The 22,320-nt window shown below is 53.7% G+C and carries 22 protein-coding genes and 1 pseudogene; 12 read left to right on the plus strand and 11 right to left on the minus strand.

Translation table 11 applies throughout. The features are described 5' to 3' along the window. Positions 1-172 precede the first annotated feature (172 nt). From copD to ACMXYH_RS17860, 6 genes are all read right to left on the minus strand, one after another. Positions 173-1,111 (minus strand): copper homeostasis membrane protein CopD, encoded by a 939-nt coding sequence (gene copD, locus ACMXYH_RS17835; RefSeq protein ID WP_415764348.1) that lies wholly within the window; start codon positions 1,109-1,111, stop codon positions 173-175. 3 nt (positions 1,112-1,114) lie between these two features. Next, positions 1,115-1,498: a copper homeostasis periplasmic binding protein CopC gene (gene copC, locus ACMXYH_RS17840; RefSeq protein ID WP_129443753.1), complete on the minus strand. Its 384-nt coding sequence runs from the start codon at positions 1,496-1,498 to the stop codon at positions 1,115-1,117. 602 nt (positions 1,499-2,100) lie between these two features. Further along, positions 2,101-3,579, minus strand: coding sequence for a multicopper oxidase family protein (locus ACMXYH_RS17845; protein WP_415764349.1), 1,479 nt, complete (start codon positions 3,577-3,579; stop codon positions 2,101-2,103). 11 nt (positions 3,580-3,590) lie between these two features. Next, a complete protein-coding gene (locus tag ACMXYH_RS17850; protein ID WP_129445162.1) occupies positions 3,591-4,004 on the minus strand; it encodes a hypothetical protein in 414 nt (137 codons plus the stop codon). Between the two features lie 274 nt (positions 4,005-4,278). Then, a complete protein-coding gene (locus ACMXYH_RS17855; RefSeq protein WP_415764350.1) occupies positions 4,279-5,667 on the minus strand; it encodes a heavy metal sensor histidine kinase in 1,389 nt (462 codons plus the stop codon). Continuing rightward, positions 5,664-6,353, minus strand: coding sequence for a heavy metal response regulator transcription factor (locus ACMXYH_RS17860; RefSeq protein ID WP_129445161.1), 690 nt, complete (start codon positions 6,351-6,353; stop codon positions 5,664-5,666). The genes ACMXYH_RS17855 and ACMXYH_RS17860 overlap by 4 nt, the downstream gene beginning before the upstream one ends. 358 nt (positions 6,354-6,711) lie before the next feature. On the opposite strand from ACMXYH_RS17860, the gene ACMXYH_RS17865 reads away from it, so the two are divergent. From ACMXYH_RS17865 to ACMXYH_RS17900, 8 genes are all read left to right on the plus strand, one after another. Then, a complete protein-coding gene (locus tag ACMXYH_RS17865; RefSeq protein WP_134418504.1) occupies positions 6,712-6,966 on the plus strand; it encodes a DUF2933 domain-containing protein in 255 nt (84 codons plus the stop codon). Positions 6,967-6,968: 2 nt separating this feature from the next. Further along, positions 6,969-9,323 carry a heavy metal translocating P-type ATPase gene (locus ACMXYH_RS17870; protein ID WP_415764351.1) on the plus strand — a complete coding sequence of 785 codons (2,355 nt, stop codon included), beginning with the start codon at positions 6,969-6,971 and terminating at the stop codon, positions 9,321-9,323. A gap of 112 nt (positions 9,324-9,435) precedes the next feature. After that, complete coding sequence (locus tag ACMXYH_RS17875) at positions 9,436-9,636, plus strand: heavy-metal-associated domain-containing protein (RefSeq protein WP_129443745.1); 201 nt, start codon at positions 9,436-9,438, stop codon at positions 9,634-9,636. Positions 9,637-9,972: 336 nt separating this feature from the next. Next, complete coding sequence (locus ACMXYH_RS17880) at positions 9,973-10,179, plus strand: co-regulatory protein PtrA N-terminal domain-containing protein (protein WP_129443744.1); 207 nt, start codon at positions 9,973-9,975, stop codon at positions 10,177-10,179. Between the two features lie 220 nt (positions 10,180-10,399). Further along, the gene (locus ACMXYH_RS17885; RefSeq protein WP_415764352.1) at positions 10,400-12,352 is read left to right on the plus strand and encodes a copper resistance system multicopper oxidase; all 1,953 of its coding nucleotides are present in this window, start codon (positions 10,400-10,402) and stop codon (positions 12,350-12,352) included. 12 nt (positions 12,353-12,364) lie between these two features. Next, complete coding sequence (locus ACMXYH_RS17890; protein ID WP_178082676.1) at positions 12,365-12,613, plus strand: hypothetical protein; 249 nt, start codon at positions 12,365-12,367, stop codon at positions 12,611-12,613. Next, positions 12,585-13,649, plus strand: coding sequence for a copper resistance protein B (locus ACMXYH_RS17895; protein WP_415764353.1), 1,065 nt, complete (start codon positions 12,585-12,587; stop codon positions 13,647-13,649). Before ACMXYH_RS17890 ends, ACMXYH_RS17895 begins: the two co-directional genes overlap by 29 nt. A gap of 165 nt (positions 13,650-13,814) precedes the next feature. Then, positions 13,815-14,282, plus strand: a complete 468-nt coding sequence (locus ACMXYH_RS17900; RefSeq protein ID WP_415764354.1) for a DUF411 domain-containing protein — start codon at positions 13,815-13,817, stop codon at positions 14,280-14,282. A 211-nt stretch (positions 14,283-14,493) separates the two neighbouring features. On the opposite strand, the gene ACMXYH_RS17905 is transcribed toward ACMXYH_RS17900, so the two are convergent. From ACMXYH_RS17905 to ACMXYH_RS17915, 3 genes are read right to left on the minus strand one after another with little or no spacing between them, the layout of a single operon-like run. Next, positions 14,494-14,676, minus strand: coding sequence for a DUF1289 domain-containing protein (locus ACMXYH_RS17905; RefSeq protein WP_017341650.1), 183 nt, complete (start codon positions 14,674-14,676; stop codon positions 14,494-14,496). 43 nt (positions 14,677-14,719) lie between these two features. Then, positions 14,720-15,685, minus strand: a complete 966-nt coding sequence (gene dmeF, locus ACMXYH_RS17910; protein WP_415764355.1) for a CDF family Co(II)/Ni(II) efflux transporter DmeF — start codon at positions 15,683-15,685, stop codon at positions 14,720-14,722. Between the two features lie 11 nt (positions 15,686-15,696). After that, a complete protein-coding gene (locus ACMXYH_RS17915; protein ID WP_034139899.1) occupies positions 15,697-15,972 on the minus strand; it encodes a metal/formaldehyde-sensitive transcriptional repressor in 276 nt (91 codons plus the stop codon). A 360-nt stretch (positions 15,973-16,332) separates the two neighbouring features. Here ACMXYH_RS17915 and ACMXYH_RS17920 point away from each other — a divergent pair, with 360 nt between their 5' ends. Continuing rightward, positions 16,333-17,640, plus strand: coding sequence for an MFS transporter (locus ACMXYH_RS17920; RefSeq protein ID WP_129445159.1), 1,308 nt, complete (start codon positions 16,333-16,335; stop codon positions 17,638-17,640). Positions 17,641-17,772: 132 nt separating this feature from the next. Here the strand turns inward: ACMXYH_RS17920 and ACMXYH_RS17925 are convergent, their stop codons facing one another. Beyond that, a complete protein-coding gene (locus ACMXYH_RS17925; RefSeq protein ID WP_129443739.1) occupies positions 17,773-18,060 on the minus strand; it encodes a metal-sensing transcriptional repressor in 288 nt (95 codons plus the stop codon). Positions 18,061-18,626: 566 nt separating this feature from the next. On the opposite strand from ACMXYH_RS17925, the gene ACMXYH_RS17930 reads away from it, so the two are divergent. Continuing rightward, positions 18,627-19,283 (plus strand): class I SAM-dependent methyltransferase, encoded by a 657-nt coding sequence (locus tag ACMXYH_RS17930; RefSeq protein WP_134418502.1) that lies wholly within the window; start codon positions 18,627-18,629, stop codon positions 19,281-19,283. A gap of 51 nt (positions 19,284-19,334) precedes the next feature. On the opposite strand, the pseudogene mnmH reads toward ACMXYH_RS17930, so the two are convergent. After that, positions 19,335-20,168 (minus strand): annotated as a pseudogene (mnmH, locus tag ACMXYH_RS17935) (tRNA 2-selenouridine(34) synthase MnmH); the annotation flags it as partial. Between the two features lie 106 nt (positions 20,169-20,274). On the opposite strand from mnmH, the gene ACMXYH_RS17940 reads away from it, so the two are divergent. Together ACMXYH_RS17940 and ACMXYH_RS17945 are read left to right on the plus strand one after the other, a co-directional pair. After that, positions 20,275-21,165 carry an MBL fold metallo-hydrolase gene (locus ACMXYH_RS17940; RefSeq protein ID WP_129436860.1) on the plus strand — a complete coding sequence of 297 codons (891 nt, stop codon included), beginning with the start codon at positions 20,275-20,277 and terminating at the stop codon, positions 21,163-21,165. Positions 21,166-21,196: 31 nt separating this feature from the next. Then, on the plus strand, positions 21,197-22,138 hold the full coding sequence (locus ACMXYH_RS17945; protein ID WP_415764356.1) for an alpha/beta hydrolase family protein: 942 nt from the start codon (positions 21,197-21,199) through the stop codon (positions 22,136-22,138). Positions 22,139-22,320: the final 182 nt, after the last annotated feature.

Genomic DNA, 22,320 nt, shown 5'->3' on the forward strand with positions numbered 1-22,320 from the left:
GGAGTACTTGGCAGCAGCTTAGATAGCCCTCTTCAGACGTAGAGAACATTTGATGCGCCCCTCCTCTACCGGCATGATAATCGAGAGAAAACAGCCAATTACGCGATGAGTTTATTTCATACAAACAACGCGAGATAGACGCGTAGAAGAAAGCAACTCTAAACTTTCAGGTCTATACCGAACTCATATCCATCTCCGGACTCAAGGTTCCTAGCCAAGCGACAAGACACACGATAATCACTGCAACGGAGAACTCAAAGATCATACTACGTCGTAAGGCATTAACGGCGACGGCATGGTCTCCTCTCTTGATTGAGCGCTCTAACAGGGGGCTCAAATGGAAGCGATTTAGAGACGCCAATATAACCATCCCTGCAAATAGCAAAACCTTCAAGAGCAGCAATATACCATAAGTGCTAAGCATCACCTCGTCCAAGGCCGGACCTACAATAAAAAAGTAATTTACTATGCCGGTAACACCTAGAGTTACGACAATTAGCGCTCCCGCTGATTCAAATCCAGTCAGAACCCGGGAAAGAACTCGTATTTCTTGTTCACCGTTAAGTATCTTCTCACGCAACAGTAAAGCGAATGCAGCGAGAGCCCCCATCCAGCCCCCTGCGGCCAAAAGGTGAAATATGTCGCTGGTGAAATGCATATAACGACTGCCGCCCTCGTCCATCGCGCCATGTCCTGTCCATGCCAAAGTCGCCAAAGCAATCGCAGAAAAGACGGTGACAGCCCATAGGCTGAGACTTGGGAAACGCTTGTTAAGTGTAACGGCTATACCGGCCATCACAAGGGAAACTATTCGCACCATCCATGTCAAACCGACGTCGGTTCCCATAAGAACCATTTCAAATATATGGTGATGCAGCTCCATTAGCTCTGAAACGCCGCTCATCGCTTTCGCAAGAAACAACATAGCAGCAAGGGATAAAACGATACCAATAACTACCGCACCTAAAAGGAGCGACTCAAAATTCAAGACAGCGCCGGATACTCGCTCTTTTCCCTTGAGGCTGTACAATCCAAAAATTGCTAATCCAAACAGCAGCATTAGATCCAAATAAAGAGCGAAACGAAGGGCGATGTTGATTGAGTCGCTCATAAATCATTTCACTTTAAATGTAACGTTGCCTGTAATGGGATGAGTGTCTGAAGAAACAGCACGCCATTCGACCTTGTAAGTACCAGTGGTCAATGGTGCAGCGGGCGTGATGACCATCGTTTTTGGATCGTCGCCGCCTGAGACGCCAGCCTTAACTCCCATCGGCGAGTTCGGCATGCCCGGCATGTCGGTCATGATCAGTTTCGCTCCTGAGAACTGAGTCGTGAGGTTCTCCGAGAAGTGCAGTTCGATCTTGGAAGGTGCTCCGGCGGTCGAGCCCTCCAAAGGGCTAGAAGACACCAACTTTGGATGCGCTTGTGCCACAGCACTCAAAAGCAACCCTGCGGTTAGTGCAACCATCACGGTGGTAGTTTTAAAAGGTGACATGCAAGACTCCTCACAGCATAAGCTGTAGATTCGAGGTTTGGCGGGGAAGATCTAGTTTTATATTTTCGATCAGGCTAAAACCACATAACACAGCCAAATGCATAAACCGTCATGGTATTAACTGAACTTAGGTAATTGATCAAAGACTCTTGTGTCTTAGAGCTGAGCCACGATGCCACATTGCAGCCGACTGGTCGATTACAATTCAGTAAGCTTGGTGCCCAGATCTCTGCCTCAGCATTGTGGTGACAATCGACTCGGACGACCCCAACCGGGACGGACGGTAATGGCTAATAAGAGATGCGTCGCGTTACCTGTTACTCCATCGATTGGATACTACAGCCAATGAAACTGGACGGGTATCTATCGAAAGCCTCGTGATTTGTCTCTACACCGAAGTCTGAGCTGAGGTTTGGAACAGGACTCGCGATTAGGGTGAGTGAACGAGCCACATGATGCTAGCTTCAAAGCTATCCGTTTTTCATGGGATAGGTAATGTGCGCACCAATCGATCAGAACCAGCTACCTCGGCCTCGCCAACCCCGAGCAACTCCCTGCCCTTACAGCCAGTCCTGTGGTCCATAGCGACGCGCAGCTATTGTTCAAACCACTTTGAGCTGCCCCATCATTCCCGTCGCTTCATGTTCTAGAATGTGACAGTGGAACATACGCAATCCGGACCATCGCTGGACAGTTTTAATCCGTACGATCTCATTCGAACGCAGGTTGACCGTGTCCTGCCAGGCACGGAATGGAGCAGGCGTGATCACCCCACCCAGCTCTCGCTCAACTACTTGGAACTGGGTGCCATGCAAATGGAAAGGATGATCCATATCAGAGCGATTGACGAGTTCCCATAGTTCCACCTCGTTGATTTTGCTTACGAGGTCGACCCGCCCCATGTCGTACTCCTGATCGTTGATCAGGAATTGCATGCGATGAGTACCATTGGCCATGTTCATTTTTTCGCTGAACACCACCTGTTTGTGTGCTACGACCGGACCGAGATCGGCTACTGAACCAAGCCTACCAGGCAAGGCAGCCAGAGCTGTTGTTCTGACCGCCGTGAAATCGACCGTTAGCAGAGACATGACCTTGTCAGGCTCGACGTCGCCCATTTTGCCGCGTGAGTAGATATTCGCGTTCAGCTCTATGCGATCACGAAGGCTGCCAGCATCGACGATCAGTTCGATCCGCTGGGCAGGTGCCAATAGGTATTCCGCCTGTACAGGTTGAGGGGCTTCAAGCAAACCGCCGTCGGTACCGACCAGGGTCAGCGTGCTACCGGGTAATGTGAGTTGCAGATAGCGGGCACTACAAGCATTCCAAACGCGCCAACGCTCACGACCTCCCGCGTCAAACGGCAAGACTGGTTGACGCTGAGCGTTGACCAAGGCGAACTGCCCTTCGCGGCCATTCATCCAATCATTGGAATCGTTCGGGGCGATGGCGGCGTAGCGGTCGAGTTTGAGGTCGGAGACCACCAACAATCGCTCCGGCAGTTCGGCCAGTGGATCCTTTCGCGTCCGCACCAACAGTGGCCCGGCTAATCCACGGTAGGCTTGTTCAGCCGTGTACTGATGTGGGTGGGGGTGGTACCAATAGGTGCCCGCACTCCTCTGCGGCAGATTGAAACGGTAAGTATGGCGTCCGCCAGGTGGCACCGGATCATGGGGATTACCGTCTTGCTCAGGCGGAATTGGCAGACCGTGCCAATGAATAGTAGAGGGTTGCTTGAGGTTGTTGATGAAGGTGATCTCCACCATGTCACCCTCAAAAAGCTCAATCAGCGGACCAGGTAAACTGTCGTTATAGGCCCAGAACTCGGTCGATGCATGTCCGGGGATCAAGGGCAGCGTGAGCGGCGCAGCGGTCAGAGTGGCTTGAAAATGGCCTGGAGTGCTGCTCGAATTAGCCAGTTTGGGTAATTCGCGCAGTGTGGCACCAGCCGGTAGTAGATCTGATGCAAGCAATGGTAATCCAACAGGCGCCGAGGCCATATCTACGGCTGACCACGCTTGCAGCCAAGGCGCCGCCAACCCTGCAACTGCCACCCCGCCGAGGAAGGTTCGGCGCTGCATTGGGTACGCCTTCATTTGGACATCTGCATGTTCATCATGCTGGACTGCTGATCCATCATTTGCATCATCATGTCCATCATCCCCGTGCCACTGCCGTTTTCTGACTTAGACATACCCATACCCTTGCAGTGGTCACCTGAGTGCATGTCCCGCATCATGGCCATGGACCCCTTCATCGTTTGCATGCTCTCTTGCATGGCAGCCCGGCGCTCTGTCGGAGTCTTGGCTGCGGCGACCTTGTCGTGGGCGGCCTGCATTTTCTGCATTTGCTCAGCCACGGCTTTGTCCGTGGCAGGCTTGGTCTGCCCGCTTGCCTGGGCTGAGGGCGTTTGAGCGTCGTCTGGATGATGAGTGTCAGTGGCGTTAGCGAGTACAGCAGCGCTAGTGAGTAGGAGCGCTAGAACAAACTTCAGTGGTGCTTGCATGACGATCTCCAAGGGTAAGAGGGGAAAGCTCGCATGGTTACCGTGGAACGCAAAAAAGGCAGACACCAGAAACAAACCAAAGATCAGCCTCAAGGGCGTCTGCCAGAATGAATGCTTCGAATCTAAAAATTGGCTCTCTGCCAATTTAAGAATAGCTCTCGCCTGTTTTCGGAGCGTTGATATAGGTCAAACAGAAGCGCACATCCTGCAAAACTAACGTCCATGTTGGATGGAGTTCTTGGGCGTGGAGCCGACTAAAGAGGCGTCTCCAAATTCAGGCGCGTTTCAGTCCGGCACTAGGGAGTTCAATATGAAAGCCAGTTGTTCCATTGGACGAGGTGCACCAGATCCTGCCCTCATGAGCTTCAATGATTGATCGAGTGATCGAGAGACCCAGCCCAGCGTTGCTAGGGCTTCCTTCACGTCGTGCAGGATCTACGCGGTAGAAACGGTCAAATAGTTTCTCAAGGTGTTCAGGCGCAATGGTCTTCCCGGGGTTTTGCACCGTCACCAATGTCGACGTATTTTTCTGACGGATATCCACACGGATGGTTTGGCCCTCTGGCGTGTACCGTAGCGCATTTGAAAGCAAGTTCGAGATCGCCCTGCGTAACATCAATACGTCACCCCGGACACTTCCTGCCCCCGAAACGCTAAGCTCAATGCTGCGCTCATCAGCCACCAGACGGTAGTATTCAAGCAGCTTCCCCACCTCCTCCTGTAGGTCTATCTGATCGTTCTCTGGCTTGAGCAATCTATTATCGGACTTAGCCAAGAAAAGCATGTCATCGATCATGCGAGACATTCGCTTCAAATCATCCAGGTTCGAGTACAGATTGTCTTCGTAGTCCTCGATGTTCCTTTTTCTTGAGAGCACCACCTCAGTGTGGGTCATAAGATTGCTGACCGGGGTCCGCAGTTCGTGAGCAATGTCTGCGGAAAAATTCGACAGTCGCACAAAAGCATCGTCCAGACGTGACAGCATCGCATTGAATGACGACACCATCTGTTGAAGCTCCTTTGGAACGGGCGCCAATGGGATGCGCTCTTTAAGTGATTTAGCAGACATGGATGCGGCGACCATGGTTACCTGACGAATAGGACGCATACCGCTGCGGGCAACCATCCAACCCAGCCCCGCACTAACGAGTGCGCTGATCACGAGCCCTATCCAGAACCATCGTTGAAGTGTCTCGAAGAAAAACATGTGCTGCGTAACATCAAAGATCAAGATCACCGTCAGTGGTTGGTCCTGCCCGGAAACGATTGCTTGGGCGGTGACACCTCGGTAAATATGCTCTTCGTCCCGCCACTCCCACATTGTGTTACCTAACCGTGTGCGAAACTGCTCTGGGACATTAACCGGCCCTGGGCCAGAGAAAAACAGCTTTCCGTCGCGGTTCAGAATGATCGCGGTCAAATCACGGTGAGCCCCTAGCAAAGCCTCCAACTGCGGCTTTAGCTCACTGAATTTATCGATGCTGCGCATCTCACCCAAAATCCTTTGGGCCGAGCTTAGTTTTTCGTCCAGGGTTTGCTGATCCAGCATTTCGAAATGACGTTGACTGAGGTGATTGAAACTGACTCCGGCAACGGTGAGGACAACCGTCACCGAAAGCATGAACATCAAGCTCAGGCGTGTTGTCAGGGATAGGCGGTTCATTCAAGTTCCGTGTCTGGTGAATCGAGCATGTAGCCCATGCCGCGAGCGGTTTGAATGAGTTTGACCTCAAAATCGTCATCAATCTTCGCCCTGAGCCGCCTCACCGCAACCTCAATCACGTTGGTATCGCTGTCGAAGTTCATGTCCCAGACTTGCGAGGCAATGAGCGATTTCGAGAGTACTTCGCCCCGACGACGGAGGAGCAGCTCCAGCAGCGCAAACTCCTTGGCCGTGAGATCGATACGCTTGCCTCCTCTGATAGCCCGGCGCTTGAGCAGGTCAACCTCAAGATCGGCCAGTTTCATATGGGTTTGCGATGGCGCGCCACTCCCTCGACGCAGCAGAGTTCGCACCCGAGCCAGCAACTCAGAAAACGCAAAGGGCTTAATCAGATAATCATCTGCTCCAAGCTCAAGCCCCTTGACCCGATCTTCAACACGGTCTCGCGCAGTCAGAAAAAGTACAGGAACATCCTTACCTGATGCACGCACCCTCTGTAGGACTTCCCATCCGTCCAAACCCGGCATCATGACGTCAAGAATCAGCAGGTCATATCCCTCGTTCAAGGCGTGCTGAAGGGCCTCCGCGCCGTCGGTGAATCGATCAACACTAAATCCAGCCTCCGTCAGCCCCTGCTGTAAATAGATACCTAATGTCGGTTCGTCTTCAGCAACCAAAAGTCTCATGGGACGGATCTCAAATTGATAACTTGGCTGAGTTTGCAACGAATAAGCCTGCTCCATCAGAAACTGACAGAAAAGTAATCTTAGCTTCAGGTGGATGTCGGCCGAGCGTTGCCTCGTGACGAGCATGAATACTTGCATACACTCGTCCGCAACGTCCGCGACCAAGTTCTGATCAAGAGCCCATCGAGCCCTTTCCACACAAGCACCGGCCCTTCGGAGCCACCACCGGTCTGAATGGTCACTCAGCGTAATGTGTAGTACGCGTGACTTGATCGAGGTCACAGTTTTAAAACGAGCATTGACTACGCTCAAGTATCAGACTCACGGCAACTCTTGCCATAACAGTGGGAGCTACATCATGACCCCTCATCAGCATTCTGTTGAAAACGCGGGCCCTCCATTTTGGAGGAGCAAAATGGGTGTCGTACTCATCATGCTGATTGCGATTGGCGCCTTCTACCTGGTTCGGGAACACTTCGGCCATGTTTCGCCTTATCTGCCCTATCTGATCCTTTTGATCTGCCCCTTGATGCATTTTTTTGGACACGGCCATGGGCACCATGGTGGACATGCCGACTCGGCAAAAACCAACAAAGATGAGAAAGGAAACTAGTCATGCCCAACGCCACAAGTCACCTAGACCACACCCATCCTGCGAAGGTCCTGGATGAAGGTCTACGCGATCCGGTGTGCGGCATGGCAGTTACCCCACCAATCAAGTTCAGCGAGATTTACCAGGGGCAGACGTATAAGTTTTGCAGCCTGAAGTGCCAAGAGAAATTTCGAGCAGAACCGCAGCGTTTTACCGCTCCACCGTTCAATACCGATCACTCCAGCAATACCTCAACAGCAGCTGAAACGCAGGAAGCTACTGAGTACACCTGCCCTATGCATCCAGAGATACGTCGGCCTGGCCCCGGTACCTGCCCTAAATGCGGCATGACATTGGAACCGGTCACGCCAGTGCTGGAAGAGGAAGAAAACCCCGAGTTCAAGGATTTCACCCGTCGCTTTTGGTGGTCGTTGCCATTAACTGTGATCGTGACGGTACTCGCCATGGCGGGACACTCGTTGCAACTCTTCCATGGGGTTATCCAGAACTGGATCGAGCTTATCCTCGCAACCCCTGTAACCTTATGGGCTGGTTGGCCGTTTTTTGTGAGGGGCATCGATTCGATTCGTCATCGCAGCCCCAATATGTGGACCTTGATTGGCCTGGGCACAGCAGCTGCGTATCTTTACAGCGTCGTAGCCACGCTGTTTCCCCAGAGTTTTCCCACCACCTTCATCCAAGAGGGTCGCATCGGCGTCTACTTCGAAGCCGCAGCCGTAATCATCTCGCTGACCTTGTTCGGTCAGATGCTTGAACTCAAAGCTCGATCACAAACGTCTTTGGCTATTAAGTCGCTACTTGGCCTGTCTCCGAAAACCGCACGCAGGATCAATGCCGATGGCAAAGAGGAAGACATCCCTCTAACGCATGTACACAAGGGCGATCACCTCAGGGTCAGACCGGGTGAAAAGGTTCCTGTCGATGGCTCAGTGCTGGAAGGCGAAAGCGCGGTCGATGAGTCGATGCTGACCGGCGAGCCAGTCCCTGTGATGAAAAGAAGCGGTGATAGCCTGATCGGTGCCACGCTCAATACCCATGGCAGCCTGGTGATGGAAGCGCAGAAAATTGGTGCTGAAACCGTGCTGTCGCAAATCGTTCAGATGGTTGCCCGTGCCCAACGCTCTAAAGCCCCCATGCAGCGCATGGCCGACGTCGTCGCGGGTTACTTTGTGATGGGCGTAATCGCGATTGCCCTACTGACTCTGTTGGGATGGGGGCTGTTTGGCCCAGAGCCTGGCTGGGTCTTCGGCCTAATCAACGCTGTCGCTGTGCTTATCATTGCTTGCCCCTGCGCTCTTGGGCTTGCGACACCCATGTCAATCATGGTTTCCACCGGTAAAGCGGCCAGCATGGGGGTCCTGTTCAGAGATGCCGGCGCCATCGAGAACCTTTGCAAGATCGACACGCTGATTGTGGATAAGACCGGAACACTGACAGAGGGTCGTCCGGTGTTTCACAGTGTGGAAGCCACGCAGAAGTTCGTTGCCAATGATGTACTTCAACTGGCCGCTAGCCTTGATCAAGACAGTGAGCATCCGCTGGCTCACGCCATTGTTGATCATGCCCTTGCTGAGAACCTGGACCTAACCAAACCTGAGTCGTTCGAGTCCGGTTCCGGGATCGGGGTCAGCGGCATGGTCGATGGCAAGAAAATCCAACTGGGCAATACCGCCTTGATGGAAGAGGCAGGTGTGAACATCAGCCCCCTCAAGAACCGCGCCGAGCAATTGCGCCTTGAGGGCATCAGCATCATCTACCTGGCGGTCGATGGAATACTGGCGGGGTTGCTGGCGGTGTCAGACCCGATCAAGCCGACCTCCAAGGAGGCTGTCACCAAACTCAAAGCCGACCATATAAAGATCATCATGGCCACCGGAGATGGCCTCACCACGGCACGGGCTGTCGCCAAGGAAATGGGTATTGACGAGGTACACGGTGAGGTGAAACCCCAAGACAAGGAACGTCTGGTCGCAGACCTCCAAAAAACGGGGCGACGCGTTGCCATGGCGGGCGACGGTATCAATGATGCTCCTGCTCTGGCCCGAGCAGATGTAGGCATCGCGATGGGGACAGGGACAGACGTCGCGATGAACAGTGCACAGCTTACTCTCGTAAAGGGTGACTTGATGGGGATTCTCCGGGCGCGGGCCCTTTCTGTCGCGACGGTAAAAAACATGCGGCAGAATCTGGGTTTCGCCTTTATCTACAACTCGATGGGTATCCCACTCGCCGCGGGTCTGCTGTATCCCCTGACTGGACATCTCTTATCGCCGATGATCGCGGCCATTGCCATGAGCGTTAGCTCCGCATCCGTCGTTTTCAATGCACTGAGGCTGAGGAACACTCAAGTAGATTGAGATCAATGCCTTATTTAAGCCACAACGTAGACAATTCTTGACCTTCCCATCATGTCAGCGTTGATGCTGTGGTTGCGGCTAAATGGGGCTGCTCAACACAAGAGGAATACCTATGTTCGTCTTAGAAGTTTCAGGCATTGGTTGTGGAGGCTGCGTCAGTAAAATTACCAAAGCCATTCAGTCGCTGGATAACCAGGCAACCGTTTCGGTGGATCGTGCCGCCGGCAAGGTCAACGTCGAAAGCAACGAAAGCCCAGAGCGCTTGCGTTCAATTGTTGAAGCACTTGGCTTCCCTTCCAAAATCGGCATCTGAGAGCCCCGGTCGACCTGCGCGCCCACGTTTCTCATGGACACTTTTTTCTAGCGTTCATTTCATATACCAGCGCGCAGCGGAGATGGCTTGATCCAACTCTGATCAATTAGCTTTGTATGGAAACCTTCAGACCACCAAGACGAGATGCCTACTCCGAGTGCAGTCAGGAGGCTATTCCGTAAGGAAATCACAACCTGACACAACCGTAATACTCACTTAAGGCTTCTGACAGGTTGCGGGTTTTAAGATTGCGTCGCGTCTTGAGCTTAGCCCCCACGAATTACGTCTTGATGTAGGTTCAACGGGGGTAGCCAAATCTTATCCGAGGATACCCATATGAAATCCATGAAAACCCTATTTGTCATCGCAGCCTTGGCCGTTTCTTCTCTGGCATTGGCCGAAGGTGGCAGTGATCGCGTATTCGCACGCATGGAAGCAGCCAGACAGAACTCCATGGAAGCGTACCAGGTAGCCCAAAAGCAAGGCACTCAAACCCCGGTAGCAGAGAGCAAAGACAAAGGTGACGACCACGCCAGTTGCTGAGTAGCTTGGAGTGTTCCCAAGCTGACAGAAATGTAATCACCGTGATGGTCCAGATGTGGCAATTTCTGAGTCCGCTTGCCGTATCCATTCGTCTTTGGCAACGGTGTGCGAAGCTAATCCGGGCTAAGCACGATTTCCCGAGATATTGCCTTCAACCTGTATGAGCAACTCATTAGTTGTTTATCACGGCTTCCCTTTTGACTGATTGGACATAAACGGCATGCACTCCAAAACCTCTAGGCGGACATTCGTTAAAGGCCTGGCCGCAGGCGGCATTCTCGGTGGTCTTGGTCTGTGGCGCACTCCTGTGTGGGCAGTGAGCAGTCCTGGTCTGCCGAGCGTACTCACCGGCAACGAATTTGATCTGTTTATTGGTGAAACCCCTGTAAACATCACCGGCTCGCCGCGCACAGCCATGACCATCAATGGCTCTTTGCCGGGACCACTGCTGCGCTGGCGTGAAGGGGAAACGGTCACCCTGCGTGTGAAAAATCGCTTGGACCAAGACACCTCCATTCATTGGCACGGGATCATTCTGCCCGCCAACATGGATGGTGTACCGGGCTTGAGTTTCCATGGCATCGCACCCGATGGCATGTATGAGTACAAGTTCAAGGTTCATCAAAACGGTACGTACTGGTACCACAGCCACTCTGGATTACAGGAACAGGCAGGCGTTTACGGTCCAATCGTGATCGACTCACAAGAGCCTGAACCTTTTCAATACAACCGCGATTACGTGGTGATGCTGACCGACTGGACCGATGAGGATCCTAGTCGCGTCATGGCCAAGCTCAAGAAACAATCGGACTACTACAACCACCACAAACGTACCGTGGGAGACTTCATCGACGATGTCAGCAAGCAAGGTTGGTCTGCTGCCGTAGCCGACCGAAAGATGTGGGCTGAAATGAAAATGAACCCCACCGATCTCGCAGACGTCAGTGGGGATACTTACACCTATCTCATGAATGGCCAGGCCCCTAACAGTAACTGGACCGGGATTTTCAAACCGGGTGAGAAGCTGCGCCTACGCTTTATCAACGGCTCGGCCATGAGCTACTTCGACGTTCGTATCCCTGGTTTGAAAATGACGGTTGTCGCCGCCGATGGCCAGCACGTCAACCCGGTCAGCGTCGACGAATTCCGCATCGCCGTAGCAGAAACCTACGATGTAATCGTAGAACCTGCCAATGAAGAGGCCTACACCATCTTCGCCCAGTCTATGGATAGAACCGGTTATGCACGGGGAACCCTGGCAGTTCGCGAAGGATTAAAGGCACAGGTGCCTGCCCTCGACCCTCGGCCTCTTTTGACCATGGATGACATGGGAATGGGCGGTATGGCGGGCATGGACCATGGCAGCATGGCTGGTATGGGCGGCGGTGATATGAAACAAGGTGACATGTCCACCATGGCCGGCATGGACCATAGCAAGATGACTGGCATGGACCAAAGTGACATGACCGGGATGACCGGCATGGACAGCGGTGACATGACTAACATGGCAGGTATGGATCACAGCAAGATGGCGAGCATGGACAAAGGTGACATGTCCAACATGGCAGGCATGGACCACAGCAAGATGGCAGGGATGGATCATGGCGATATGTCGGGAATGGCTGGCATGGGCGGCATGGGTGGAGAAATGCAGACTCACCCAGCCTCTGAAACCAACAACCCCTTGGTCGACATGCAAGCCATGAACCCCACGCCAAAGCTAAACGATCCTGGCATCGGGTTACGAAACAATGGTCGTCGAGTGCTCACCTACTCTGACCTGAAAAGCACATTTCAGGACCCTGACGGTCGTGAGCCCAATCGCACCATCGAGCTTCATCTGACCGGTCACATGGAGAAGTTTTCGTGGTCATTCAACGGTATTAAATTCTCTGACGCCGAGCCGCTTCGCCTGAAGTATGGCGAGCGCCTGCGCATCACCCTGGTGAACGACACCATGATGACCCACCCAATCCATCTTCACGGCATGTGGAGTGACCTTGAGGATGAGAACGGCAAGTTCATGGTGCGCAAGCACACGATTGACATGCCGCCAGGTACCAAGCGCAGCTATCGAGTCACCGCTGATGCCCTAGGTCGCTGGGCCTATCACTGCCACCTGCTTTTCCATATGGAAATGGGCATGTTCCGTGAAGTTCGGGTTGATGAGTAAAGGAGACGATCTGTGAGCACATACCTAAATCGTAAATCGCTGGTGGGTTGCCTCTTTGCCGTTGGCCTGCTGGGTGGACTTTCGTCCACGGTGCTGGCAGGGGAAAATGGTAGCGATCATTCACCTACTATTCCTGCTACAGCAACGGACAAGCCTGCGACTATGGCGAACGATTCGAAGCCCGATCACGGGTCAATGGACCACAGCAAGATGAGCCATGAGTCGATGGATCATGACCAAAAAACCAAAAAGGCAGATTGAGATCATGACCAGTAGTTTTCTACGCTCAATGCTGATGGCACTGGCAGTCTCTACCAGTCCTGCATTCTTTGTCATGGCCCAAGCCGCTGAAGAGATGGATCCGTCGATGGCGATGCCATCAAGTGCGGACTCAAAGCCTTCGACTGCGCAAAAATCCAAGCCAACCACAGCGAAAGATGGCGCGATGGATCACTCCAAGATGGACCACAGCTCAATGGGAACCATGGACCATAGCAAGATGGGGGCTATGGATCACAGCAAGATGAGCATGGACGACGGGCAAATGGACGGCATGGAAAGCATGGATGGAGGGGCGACTACCACGAGCCGAACCCCGGTGCCCGTACTTACCGACGCTGACCGTGCCGCCGCCTTTCCAGATGTGGCTGGTCATGGTGTCCACGACAAAAAACTCAATTCCTTCATGTTACTGGATAAATTTGAGTACCAGGATGCTGACAACGGTAGTGCGTTGGCCTGGGATGCAAAAGGATGGATCGGTGGTGACGTTGATCGTCTGTGGTTGCGCTCGGAAGGTGAGCGTACCAATGGCGTAACGGAAAACGCTGAACTCCAAGCACTTTGGGGGCACGCCATCGGCCCATGGTGGGATGTCGTCACCGGAGTTCGACAAGACTTCAAGCCTGGGTCGCCCCAAACATGGGGAGCGCTCGGTATTCAGGGCATGGCCCTCTATAACTTTGAAGCCGAAGCAACTGCTTACATCGGTGAGAATGGTCAAACCGCTGCTCGACTTGAGGGTGACTACGACATTCTGCTGACCAATCGCTTGATCTTGCAGCCAACAGCCGAAGTAAATTTATACGGGAAAAATGATCCTCAGCGCGGCATTGGGTCTGGACTGGCCAACACCGAAGTAGGTTTCCGATTGCGTTACGAGATTGTTCGCCAATTTGCCCCTTATGTCGGGGTTACCTGGAATCGCTCCTACGGCAAGACCGCCGACCTGGCCAGCGATGAAGGAGAAAAGACCAACGAGGCTCGATTTGTAGCAGGTATTCGGATGTGGTTCTGATTCGATCTAGCAACGCCATCAAGAGCTTTGAATGATCGGGGAACCACCTCCCCGACTCAAGGGTAAGACCATCAACCAAACCTAAGCAGCCGTACTGAAAGCTCGGGTGAGAGTTCTGCTTTTTCGCGGGATATCCCAACGCGGCCAAGGTAAAAGGAAATATTCATGAAAGGTAGCTTCCGACTCTCAAATCGATTTATGCGTATCGCAACATTCGCCGCGCTGTTCATCGTTTCAACCGCTCAAGCGGCACAGGCCCTGACCATCGATGTTCATCGAGATGCAAACTGCGGATGCTGCAAGAAATGGATTCAGCATCTTGAGGCCAATGGCTTCAACGTCATTGATCATGTAGAAACCAACATGAGTGCTGTCAAACAGGACCTCGGTGTCGCTCCACGACTCTCGTCTTGTCACACCGCGATGATCAACGGGAAGTTTGTTGAGGGCCACGTTCCCGCTGAGCAAATAATTGCGATGAGTAAACGTGACGACCTTCTCGGGATCACCGCTCCTGGCATGCCGCTAGGCTCTCCAGGAATGGAAGTCGATGGAGTACATGAGGCTTATCAGATAATCGGCCTGACCAAAGCCGGCACAGATCAGGTCATTGCTGAATACCCCGAAAACTAATCCCGCCCCATCCATCCCGTCACGGCATGGCCACCGTTCATGGCCATGCAGCGGGACATGCTCTGTCGATTTCATTCTCAAGCAATTCGCCAAGGACGATCAGCAACAGTTGTACAGGCGCGCTTGCACCGCATCGGATAACCCCGTACCGCTGTCCTCAATAACAATTTGTGTTTCGGCTGAAAAAGTAGAAAACGTAAATGACGGTGGTTTAAGAGTTCTTTTTTTGCAGGCTTTTCAGACGCAGGGTCGCGCGTTGTACAGCGGCCATTTTTTCTGGACGCTTCATTCGCTTCCATTTTCTGATGTCTTCCTTGGTGCGACCGCAGCTGACGCACAGTTCGCTGTTCAGCTGGCAAACAGAAATACAGGGATTTTCGATGTCCTTGGCCATTGTTCAATTCCTCGTCGAACTTACGCGTGCTACGGGTTCATGGCTAAGCCAGAACGGCGACCTGATCGGGTGAATCAGCGCCCAACTTCGTGCGGTACTCAACTGTCAGATGAGTGATCTCATGAACCGCCGCAAGCCGTTCTCGTATGTTTTCTGCATCCACTGCTGGGCTGCCTAGAACACTCACAATCGCGGCGCGGGCTTGCGGCCCCACCTGCCAGACATGAAGATCAATGATCGAAGCATCTCCCGGTCGCTCAACCAGTTCACGAATCTCTTCAGCGACATGATCATCTGTCTGGTCGAGCAATACACCCGCAGTCACCCGCATCAACGACCAAGCCCAGCGTGCAATGACAACTGCACCCACAATCCCCATTGCAGGGTCGAGCCATACCCAACCAAGGTATCGACCAGCAAGCAGTGCTGCGATGGCCAGAACCGAAGTCAGTGCATCTGCAATGACGTGAACGTAAGCAGAGCGCAAATTATTGTCGTGACCATGCGCATGGTGAGATTCATCGTGGCCGTGGTCATGCCCATGGTGATGATCATGACCGCCAGACAGCAAAAGCGCGCTCACCACATTCACTGCTAATCCGACAATTGCGATAAGAGTCGCTGTCTGGAATTGCACTTGAGTCGGTTGAAAGAGACGGAATAGCGACTCTCCGGCAATTCCCAAGGAGACCAGTCCCAATATCAGAGCAGAGGCGAAGCCACCCAAGTCTCCCACCTTGCCAGTTCCAAAACTGTAGCGAGCACTTGAGGCATGTCTTTTTGCGTAACCGTAAGCAGCTGCGGCTATGCCAAGTGCTCCAGCGTGCGTTGCCATGTGAAATCCATCGGCAAGCAACGCCATTGAGCCGGTGAGGTAACCCGCGGTGATTTCAGCAACCATCATTACGACGGTCAGGGCCACCACCCACAAGGTTCGCTTGGCGTTTTCTTCATGTGATTTCCCAAGGAACATATGGTCGTGGGAATAGTCGGTGTACGAATTACTCATCTGAGCAAATCCTATTTGGAATAGCGGCGAATGGCTTCGAGAAGTTCATCGACACCTTTCGCTCTTTCTTCGTTGCTGAGTGTCGGATTCGCGACGTGTTCACGAGCGTGGTCTTCGATGATTTCATCCATCAGCCCATTGATAGCGCCACGGGTCGAAGCGACCAAAAGCAAGGTTTTCGAGCAGTCATCATCAGAGTCGAGTGCTCGCTCAATCGCCTGGATTTGCCCAGCGATTCGCTTTACGCGTTTAAGAAGATTGTCTTTGCTCGATCTCATATGACCCATACCATACCCCCCCTACCTATAATGAAAGTATGATCACACGTTCCAACTAGCCATACAAGCCAGGGAGGGAATACATCCGACCGGCAGCGTCGCAGCAGTTGAATGCTGCAATCGAAACATTGAGCACGTCGCCTCGCCGAGCAAAAACAATACAAGCCGTATGGGCGGGCCCGCACTTCAATAATTCGATAGATGGCGTAGCGCCTATTTCTTGAGCTGCCATGGTCTATGGTTTAGGATCGAACTATATCCCCCCAGGGGGGATATTCGCACTCAACAGAGACGAAACCAGCTGATTGCGTCTCTTCGTGAAAAGTTCGGTAGCCGCCTGGTCACGCACTTCGCCACTTGAGATATTTCATCCTGAAAATCCTAGCCAACCGAACCTACCGTCATCTCTTTCTCGCCCAAGTGATTGCGCTCGTAGGTACTGGTCTTGCCACTCTCGCACTGGGCCTACTGGCGTTCGACCTTGCAGGCGCCCAAGCGGGAGCCGTCCTCGGTACGGCGTTAGCGATCAAAATGACGGCCTACATCGGCGTTGCGCCGATTGCAGCGGCTTTTGCAACGCATCTACCTCGTCGGGCAATGCTGGTCTCTCTGGATCTAGTGCGAGCGCTGGTCGCGCTCGCACTGCCGTTCGTGACGGAAGTCTGGCAAATCTACGTGCTGATTTTCGTCCTTCAGTCCGCTTCGGCAGCGTTCACCCCCACGTTCCAGGCGACCATTCCAGACATACTGCCGGATGAAGACGACTACACCCGCGCCTTGTCGCTATCGCGTCTTGCCTACGATCTTGAAAGTGTCGCCAGCCCGATGCTCGCCGCCGCGTTGCTGACCGTGATTAGCTTCCATAACCTGTTCGCCGGAACTGTCATCGGGTTCCTTGCCTCAGCGGCCTTGGTCGCCACAGTGCTGCTGCCAAAGGCGAAGGAGACGCCGCGACGCAGCATCTACGAACGAACTACCCGTGGCATGCGCATATTCCTGGCCACCCCTCGCCTACGGGGGCTGCTGGCTCTTAATCTGACAGTAGCTGCTGCCAGTGCCATGGTCATCGTTAATACGGTGGTGCTGGTGCAGTCGCGCTTCGCTCTGCCTCAGAGTTCTACGGCATTGGCGCTGGCCGCGTTTGGTGGCGGCTCTATGATCGCAGCCTTGGTCTTACCCCGGCTGTTGAAAAACATCAAAGACCGGACGGCCATGCTATTCGGCGGAGCAATATTGGTCGTCGGCCTAGGCCTTGGTATCAACCTGACGACCTACAACTTCCTGCTGCCTCTGTGGATACTGCTGGGCATGGGCTATTCCTTGGCCCAGACCCCAAGCGGTCGGCTATTGCGTCGCTCGGCACATGCTGAAGATCGCCCGGCGCTGTTTGCCGCCCAATTTGCTCTATCCCATGCCTGCTGGTTGGTTACCTACCCATTGGCGGGATGGCTGGGTGCCAACATCAGCCTCACGGCATCGTTTGTTGGGCTCGTTGTCGTGGCTGGTAGCGCATTGGCGGTCAGCATAGTGATCTGGCGTCCTGCTCATGACCAAGAATCGATCAAACACACCCATGAGAACCTGCCGGACGATCACACTCACCTCGACGGCCAAGATGGGGCGGATCACGAACACCCATATGTGATTGACGATCAGCATCGCCGCTGGCCAAGTTGAGGGGGCTTTAGTTCTTAAGATTTTGCCAACCCTCAGATCAGAAACCGTAGAGCTTGCGGAGCGGCAAGATGGCCCGGATAGAACCAGTGGCCCCACTGCCCCACTGGCCAAACCTTGTAGGTCATGACAGACCTAGAGGTATTTAGTGATTTGCTTGAACGCTTCCAGTGGGGCGCGCTCGCCATTGTTCAACGCCGAGACGGTGTCCTCCAGGCAGTGATCAATGTGATCCTGGATAAACGTTCGCTTGGCCTGACACACCGCTTTTTCCACGGCATGCAGTTGCTGAGCAATGTCGACGCACTCACGACCGTCTTCGATCATGGTAATGATGCTGCGCAGATGACCGTCGGCCCGCTTGAGGCGCTTGATAATCGCCTCATGGGTTCGGTGCGTATGGGGATGATCGTGTTCACTCATGACTTGAGCCTCAGACCCGATAAATACGCCAACATCATATCCCCCCTAGGGGATACATCCAAACGTATTTCAATCATGAAAACGAATCGAAATGCGAACACTCAGGCCAGAAAACCCAGAGAAAAAGAGGCTTTGAACTTGATGACTATGTTGATTGCTTGAGACGAGATGCATGGCCAAGTTAAAAGCACAGGCCATGTTTCGGTGCATTGGCCACAGTTCGCTCCGTTGCGAGTTTGTCCGTCCGGCAGTAGCTCAAAATATTCTATTCAGTCGGCGTGGCGGTCGCGGCAGGTGACTACCTTCATAGGTGCTGCTGCTCTGCCGCGCTGGGCGGTGCAAAGTTACCTCCATCGCCAATATGTCACTGCTAAACCCATCACACACGATGGACTAATCTCAGACACATGGACCGCCACATCACCCACGGAAAGTGATAAACCGTACGCTGTGGAGTTCTTATCGTTACTTAAGGAGACCACAGCAGCAATCCCTGACGTTGAGCTGATCGCCTAAGCAGGTATATGTGGCGGCCCCATAAACGTAAAGCACCAGTGAGGACTTACATGCAAAGTAAAAGACATTGGGAAAATGTTTACACCGAGAAGGCATCTGACGTTGTTAGCTGGTACCAGGAGCATGCCGACATGTCGCTGGCGTTAATTCGCCAGACGGGATTGAGTCTTGATGCGGTGCTTATCGATGTCGGTGGCGGTGCTTCGACCCTGATCGATGACCTCCTCAAGGCCGGGTACCGGAACTTGACTGTGCTAGATATTTCCGTCTCCGGACTGGACGTCACACGCAATCGACTTGGTGAACATGCAGCCTCGGTGCACTGGCTGGAAGCTGATGTTACTACAGCGATTTTTCCTAAGCATAAGTATGACTTGTGGCATGACCGCGCCGTTTTTCACTTCTTGACCGAATCGGGAGATCGCGCGCGCTACCTGCATGCGCTGGACCGAGCGCTCAAACCAGGAGGCTTCGTAGTCGTTGGCACATTTGCCGAAGAGGGTCCGGATCGGTGCAGCGGCCTTCCGGCCCAGCGTTACAATGTTGACCACCTAGCCGCGGAATTTGGCGCCCAGTTTGAGATGCTCGGCCATGCGAGTGAAGAGCACCACACTCCGAGCGGAGCTGTTCAGAAATTTCTATATTGCTACTTCCGCAAGCGAGCACAAGAGGACTTAGGAAAGCTCAAAGCGTACCAACGCGACTGACACCCCTAGTGACATCCAGATCACCGAATGACTAGCAGTATCAACCACAGCCTAACGGCTGGCTTTACGTTCAGCCAGGTAAGCGATGACCGCGTCTTGCTCGCCAGCAAATCCGATACGACCGGCTTTGCTCTCGCGCTGGTGGGCGTACATCGGGTCGTAGTACTCGCGCAGCAGACCTTCGATCCACCCACGGTGCATCTCCACCCACTGCGCTGCTGCACATCAAGAGCGGAATGCATCATCGCCTGTAACCATTGATGGCGCTGACCGCCCAAGCGCTTGTTGATCTTGTCCAGGCTTTGCAACAAACGCCCGGCGAACAGGCTGAAACCGCTCTCTTCCCCGTGGAGCGTGACGAACTCGGCGCAGAAATTCACCACATAATCGCGCAAGATACGCTCGACGCGGTTGTCGAAGCGGTCCTCCAGCCACACCAACGGGTAGCGCTGCATACCGTGGTGCAACTCCAGCGGCACATTGCAGGTGCCGACAAGGCGGCTTTCGTCTTCCACTACGAATTGTTTGATACCCGCCGCACGCTTCTTGAATATGTCTAGGGCCACGAGGTTCTCAAAATCAATCTGCGCTGGCTGGTCGGTGAAGCGCTTGCCGAAGCTAGAGCCTCGGTGGTTGGCATGACTTTCCAGATCCAGAGCATTGGGCAATTGCGCAATTGCGCAATTGCGCAAGTACATCAGTCTTGCCAGTGCCGGTCATGCCACCGACGACGAACTCACACGGCTCAACTGCCGACTCAATGGTCTCCAGCAGGAAGGTACGCATGGCCTTTTAGCCACCGATCACCCGTGGGTATTTGTTACCGGCTTCCTTGAGCCACTGCTGGACGATCTGTGAGCGCAACCCGCCCCGAAAACAGTGCAGGCCCAGCAACTCCATTCGAGCACTGCTCACCACTATCTTGGTCACGGCCTCCTGCTTATCAGGCGCTGCCGAGTCCGCAGCAGCGAAAAGTACAGGAGAGAACGATATGTCCCACCCTTCGGCATTGTCCTATGAAGTACTCGTTACTGACGGGGTAACTAGGGCGAGCGATAAACGCCTACCCAATGGTGATCGCATCGTTTCATCGCCGATCACCTCAACCCTGATCTTCGGGAAAACCGACGCTGTGCTGATCGATCCGCCAATGAGCCGTGAGCAAACGCAAAAGGTCAGCGACTGGGTTGCGCAATCCGGTAAGCACTTGAAATACATCTACGTGACCCACGGACATGGCGATCACTGGTTCGGCACTGAACAGATCCTCGAGCGGTTCCCAGGGGCCACTGTATATGCCACCGAAGGCACGATCCGACTCATGCATCAGCAGGCCACTGTCGGACGCGAAAAGGTATATGACAAGGACTTTCCCGGGCTCATTGGAAAGACCGATGTTATTGCTCAACCGATACCTGCTGAAGGCTTCACGCTTGAGGGCAATACCATCCAGGCCATAGACGTCGGTCATACAGATACTGACGACACCACGGTGCTGTATGTGCCGTCCATGGGACTGGTGGTGGCCGGCGACGTTGCCTACAACGGTGTACACCAATATCTCCTCGAAGGCGGCAACGGGGGGCTCCAAGCTTGGGTCAAGGCGATCGACCAAGTAGAAGCTTTGAAACCGCGCATCGTTATTGCTGGGCACAAACAGAAAAATCGTGCCGATGATCCAGTCATTCTGGAGCAGACCCGCCAATACCTGTTGGATGCCATAGAACTACTCGCCGAGAAGCCGACCCCACGTGAGTTCTTCGACAAGATGATCGAACTCCACCCCGACCGCATCAATCAAGGACCGCTCTGGTACAGCGCTATCGGACTGCTCGGAACGCCGACTGCATCTTCGGGCGACGCCCCCCAGCCCAAGAATTAAACCTTTACCCGTCTAGCGGAGGATCGCTCCCATGCCTAGTTTATTGACCCGTATAGTACTTCTCGCAAGCCTGGTTACAGCCCCGTATTTCGCGTTTGCGGCTGAAGAAAAAGTCACCTTCTCCGTTGAGGGAATGAACGTCGTCGGCACCCTGAACCTGCCCGACGGCGTTAAGAAGCCCCCGGTAATTCTGTTACTTCACAGTTTCGGGGGCAGTAGGGATGAGGGGATCATTCCGGCCGTCAATGAAGGTATCTATGCCCGGGCCGCACGTCTTTGGGCCGAACAAGGCATTGCCAGCCTCCGTATCGATTACCGTTTTGATGGCGACAGTGATGGTGCCAAGACCGACGGCACACTCGATACGGATGTTGAGGATGGGCTGGCTGCGCTCGACTTTCTGGCCAAGTCCGGGCGCGTCGACGCCAACCGCATGGCGCTTGTTGGATGGAGCATGGGCGGAGCAATTGGTGCTGCTGTAGCAGGACGGACCCCGCATAAACTCGACGCGGTCGCACTTTGGAACCCTGCGACCAATATGGGAGCCGCTTTCCCGCTGCTGTGGGGCGCCGAGAAGATCAAGGAAGCGTTGCACAGCGGTGACACCCCCGTCGCACTGGCAGTACCTGGTGGTGGCGAGGTCAAGCTTAAATCCGCGTTCTTTGTCAGCTTGATGACCCTCGATGCCGCCGCCGAGATCACCCATTACAAGGGGCCACTGCTCGTCGCCGTCGGCACTAACGACGACATCGTTTCTCCGCAGCCAACCCTCGGAAAAAGCTTTATCAGCTATCACTCCGGAGAACATGAGCTGCTTGTCCGGCCCATGGATCACGCCTTCAACATAACAAAAGACGAGAAGCAGATCGACGAGCTGATTTCGACGACAGCTACCTTCGTCAAGAAAACACATTCACTGATCCCGGTATCCCCGACTATTTCAAGTTGCTTGAAACGAGTCCGTTGCCGTTGACTAATGACTGGCAAGGGGCTTAGTCGCTAAAGCCGCATGACGTGACCGTGTTCGGCGAATGCGTGAGCGTCAACACGAAGACCACGCAACGGCACCTGGACTCAGACGTTGACCAGAAAAGAACCGTTCCATGTCTCAGTCGAATCAACAAAAACGGCCGTTTTCCGCCCTTCATGACTGAC

This window comes from Pseudomonas frigoris (assembly GCF_047758635.1).
GTDB classification, from domain to species: Bacteria; Pseudomonadota; Gammaproteobacteria; order Pseudomonadales; family Pseudomonadaceae; genus Aquipseudomonas; species Aquipseudomonas frigoris.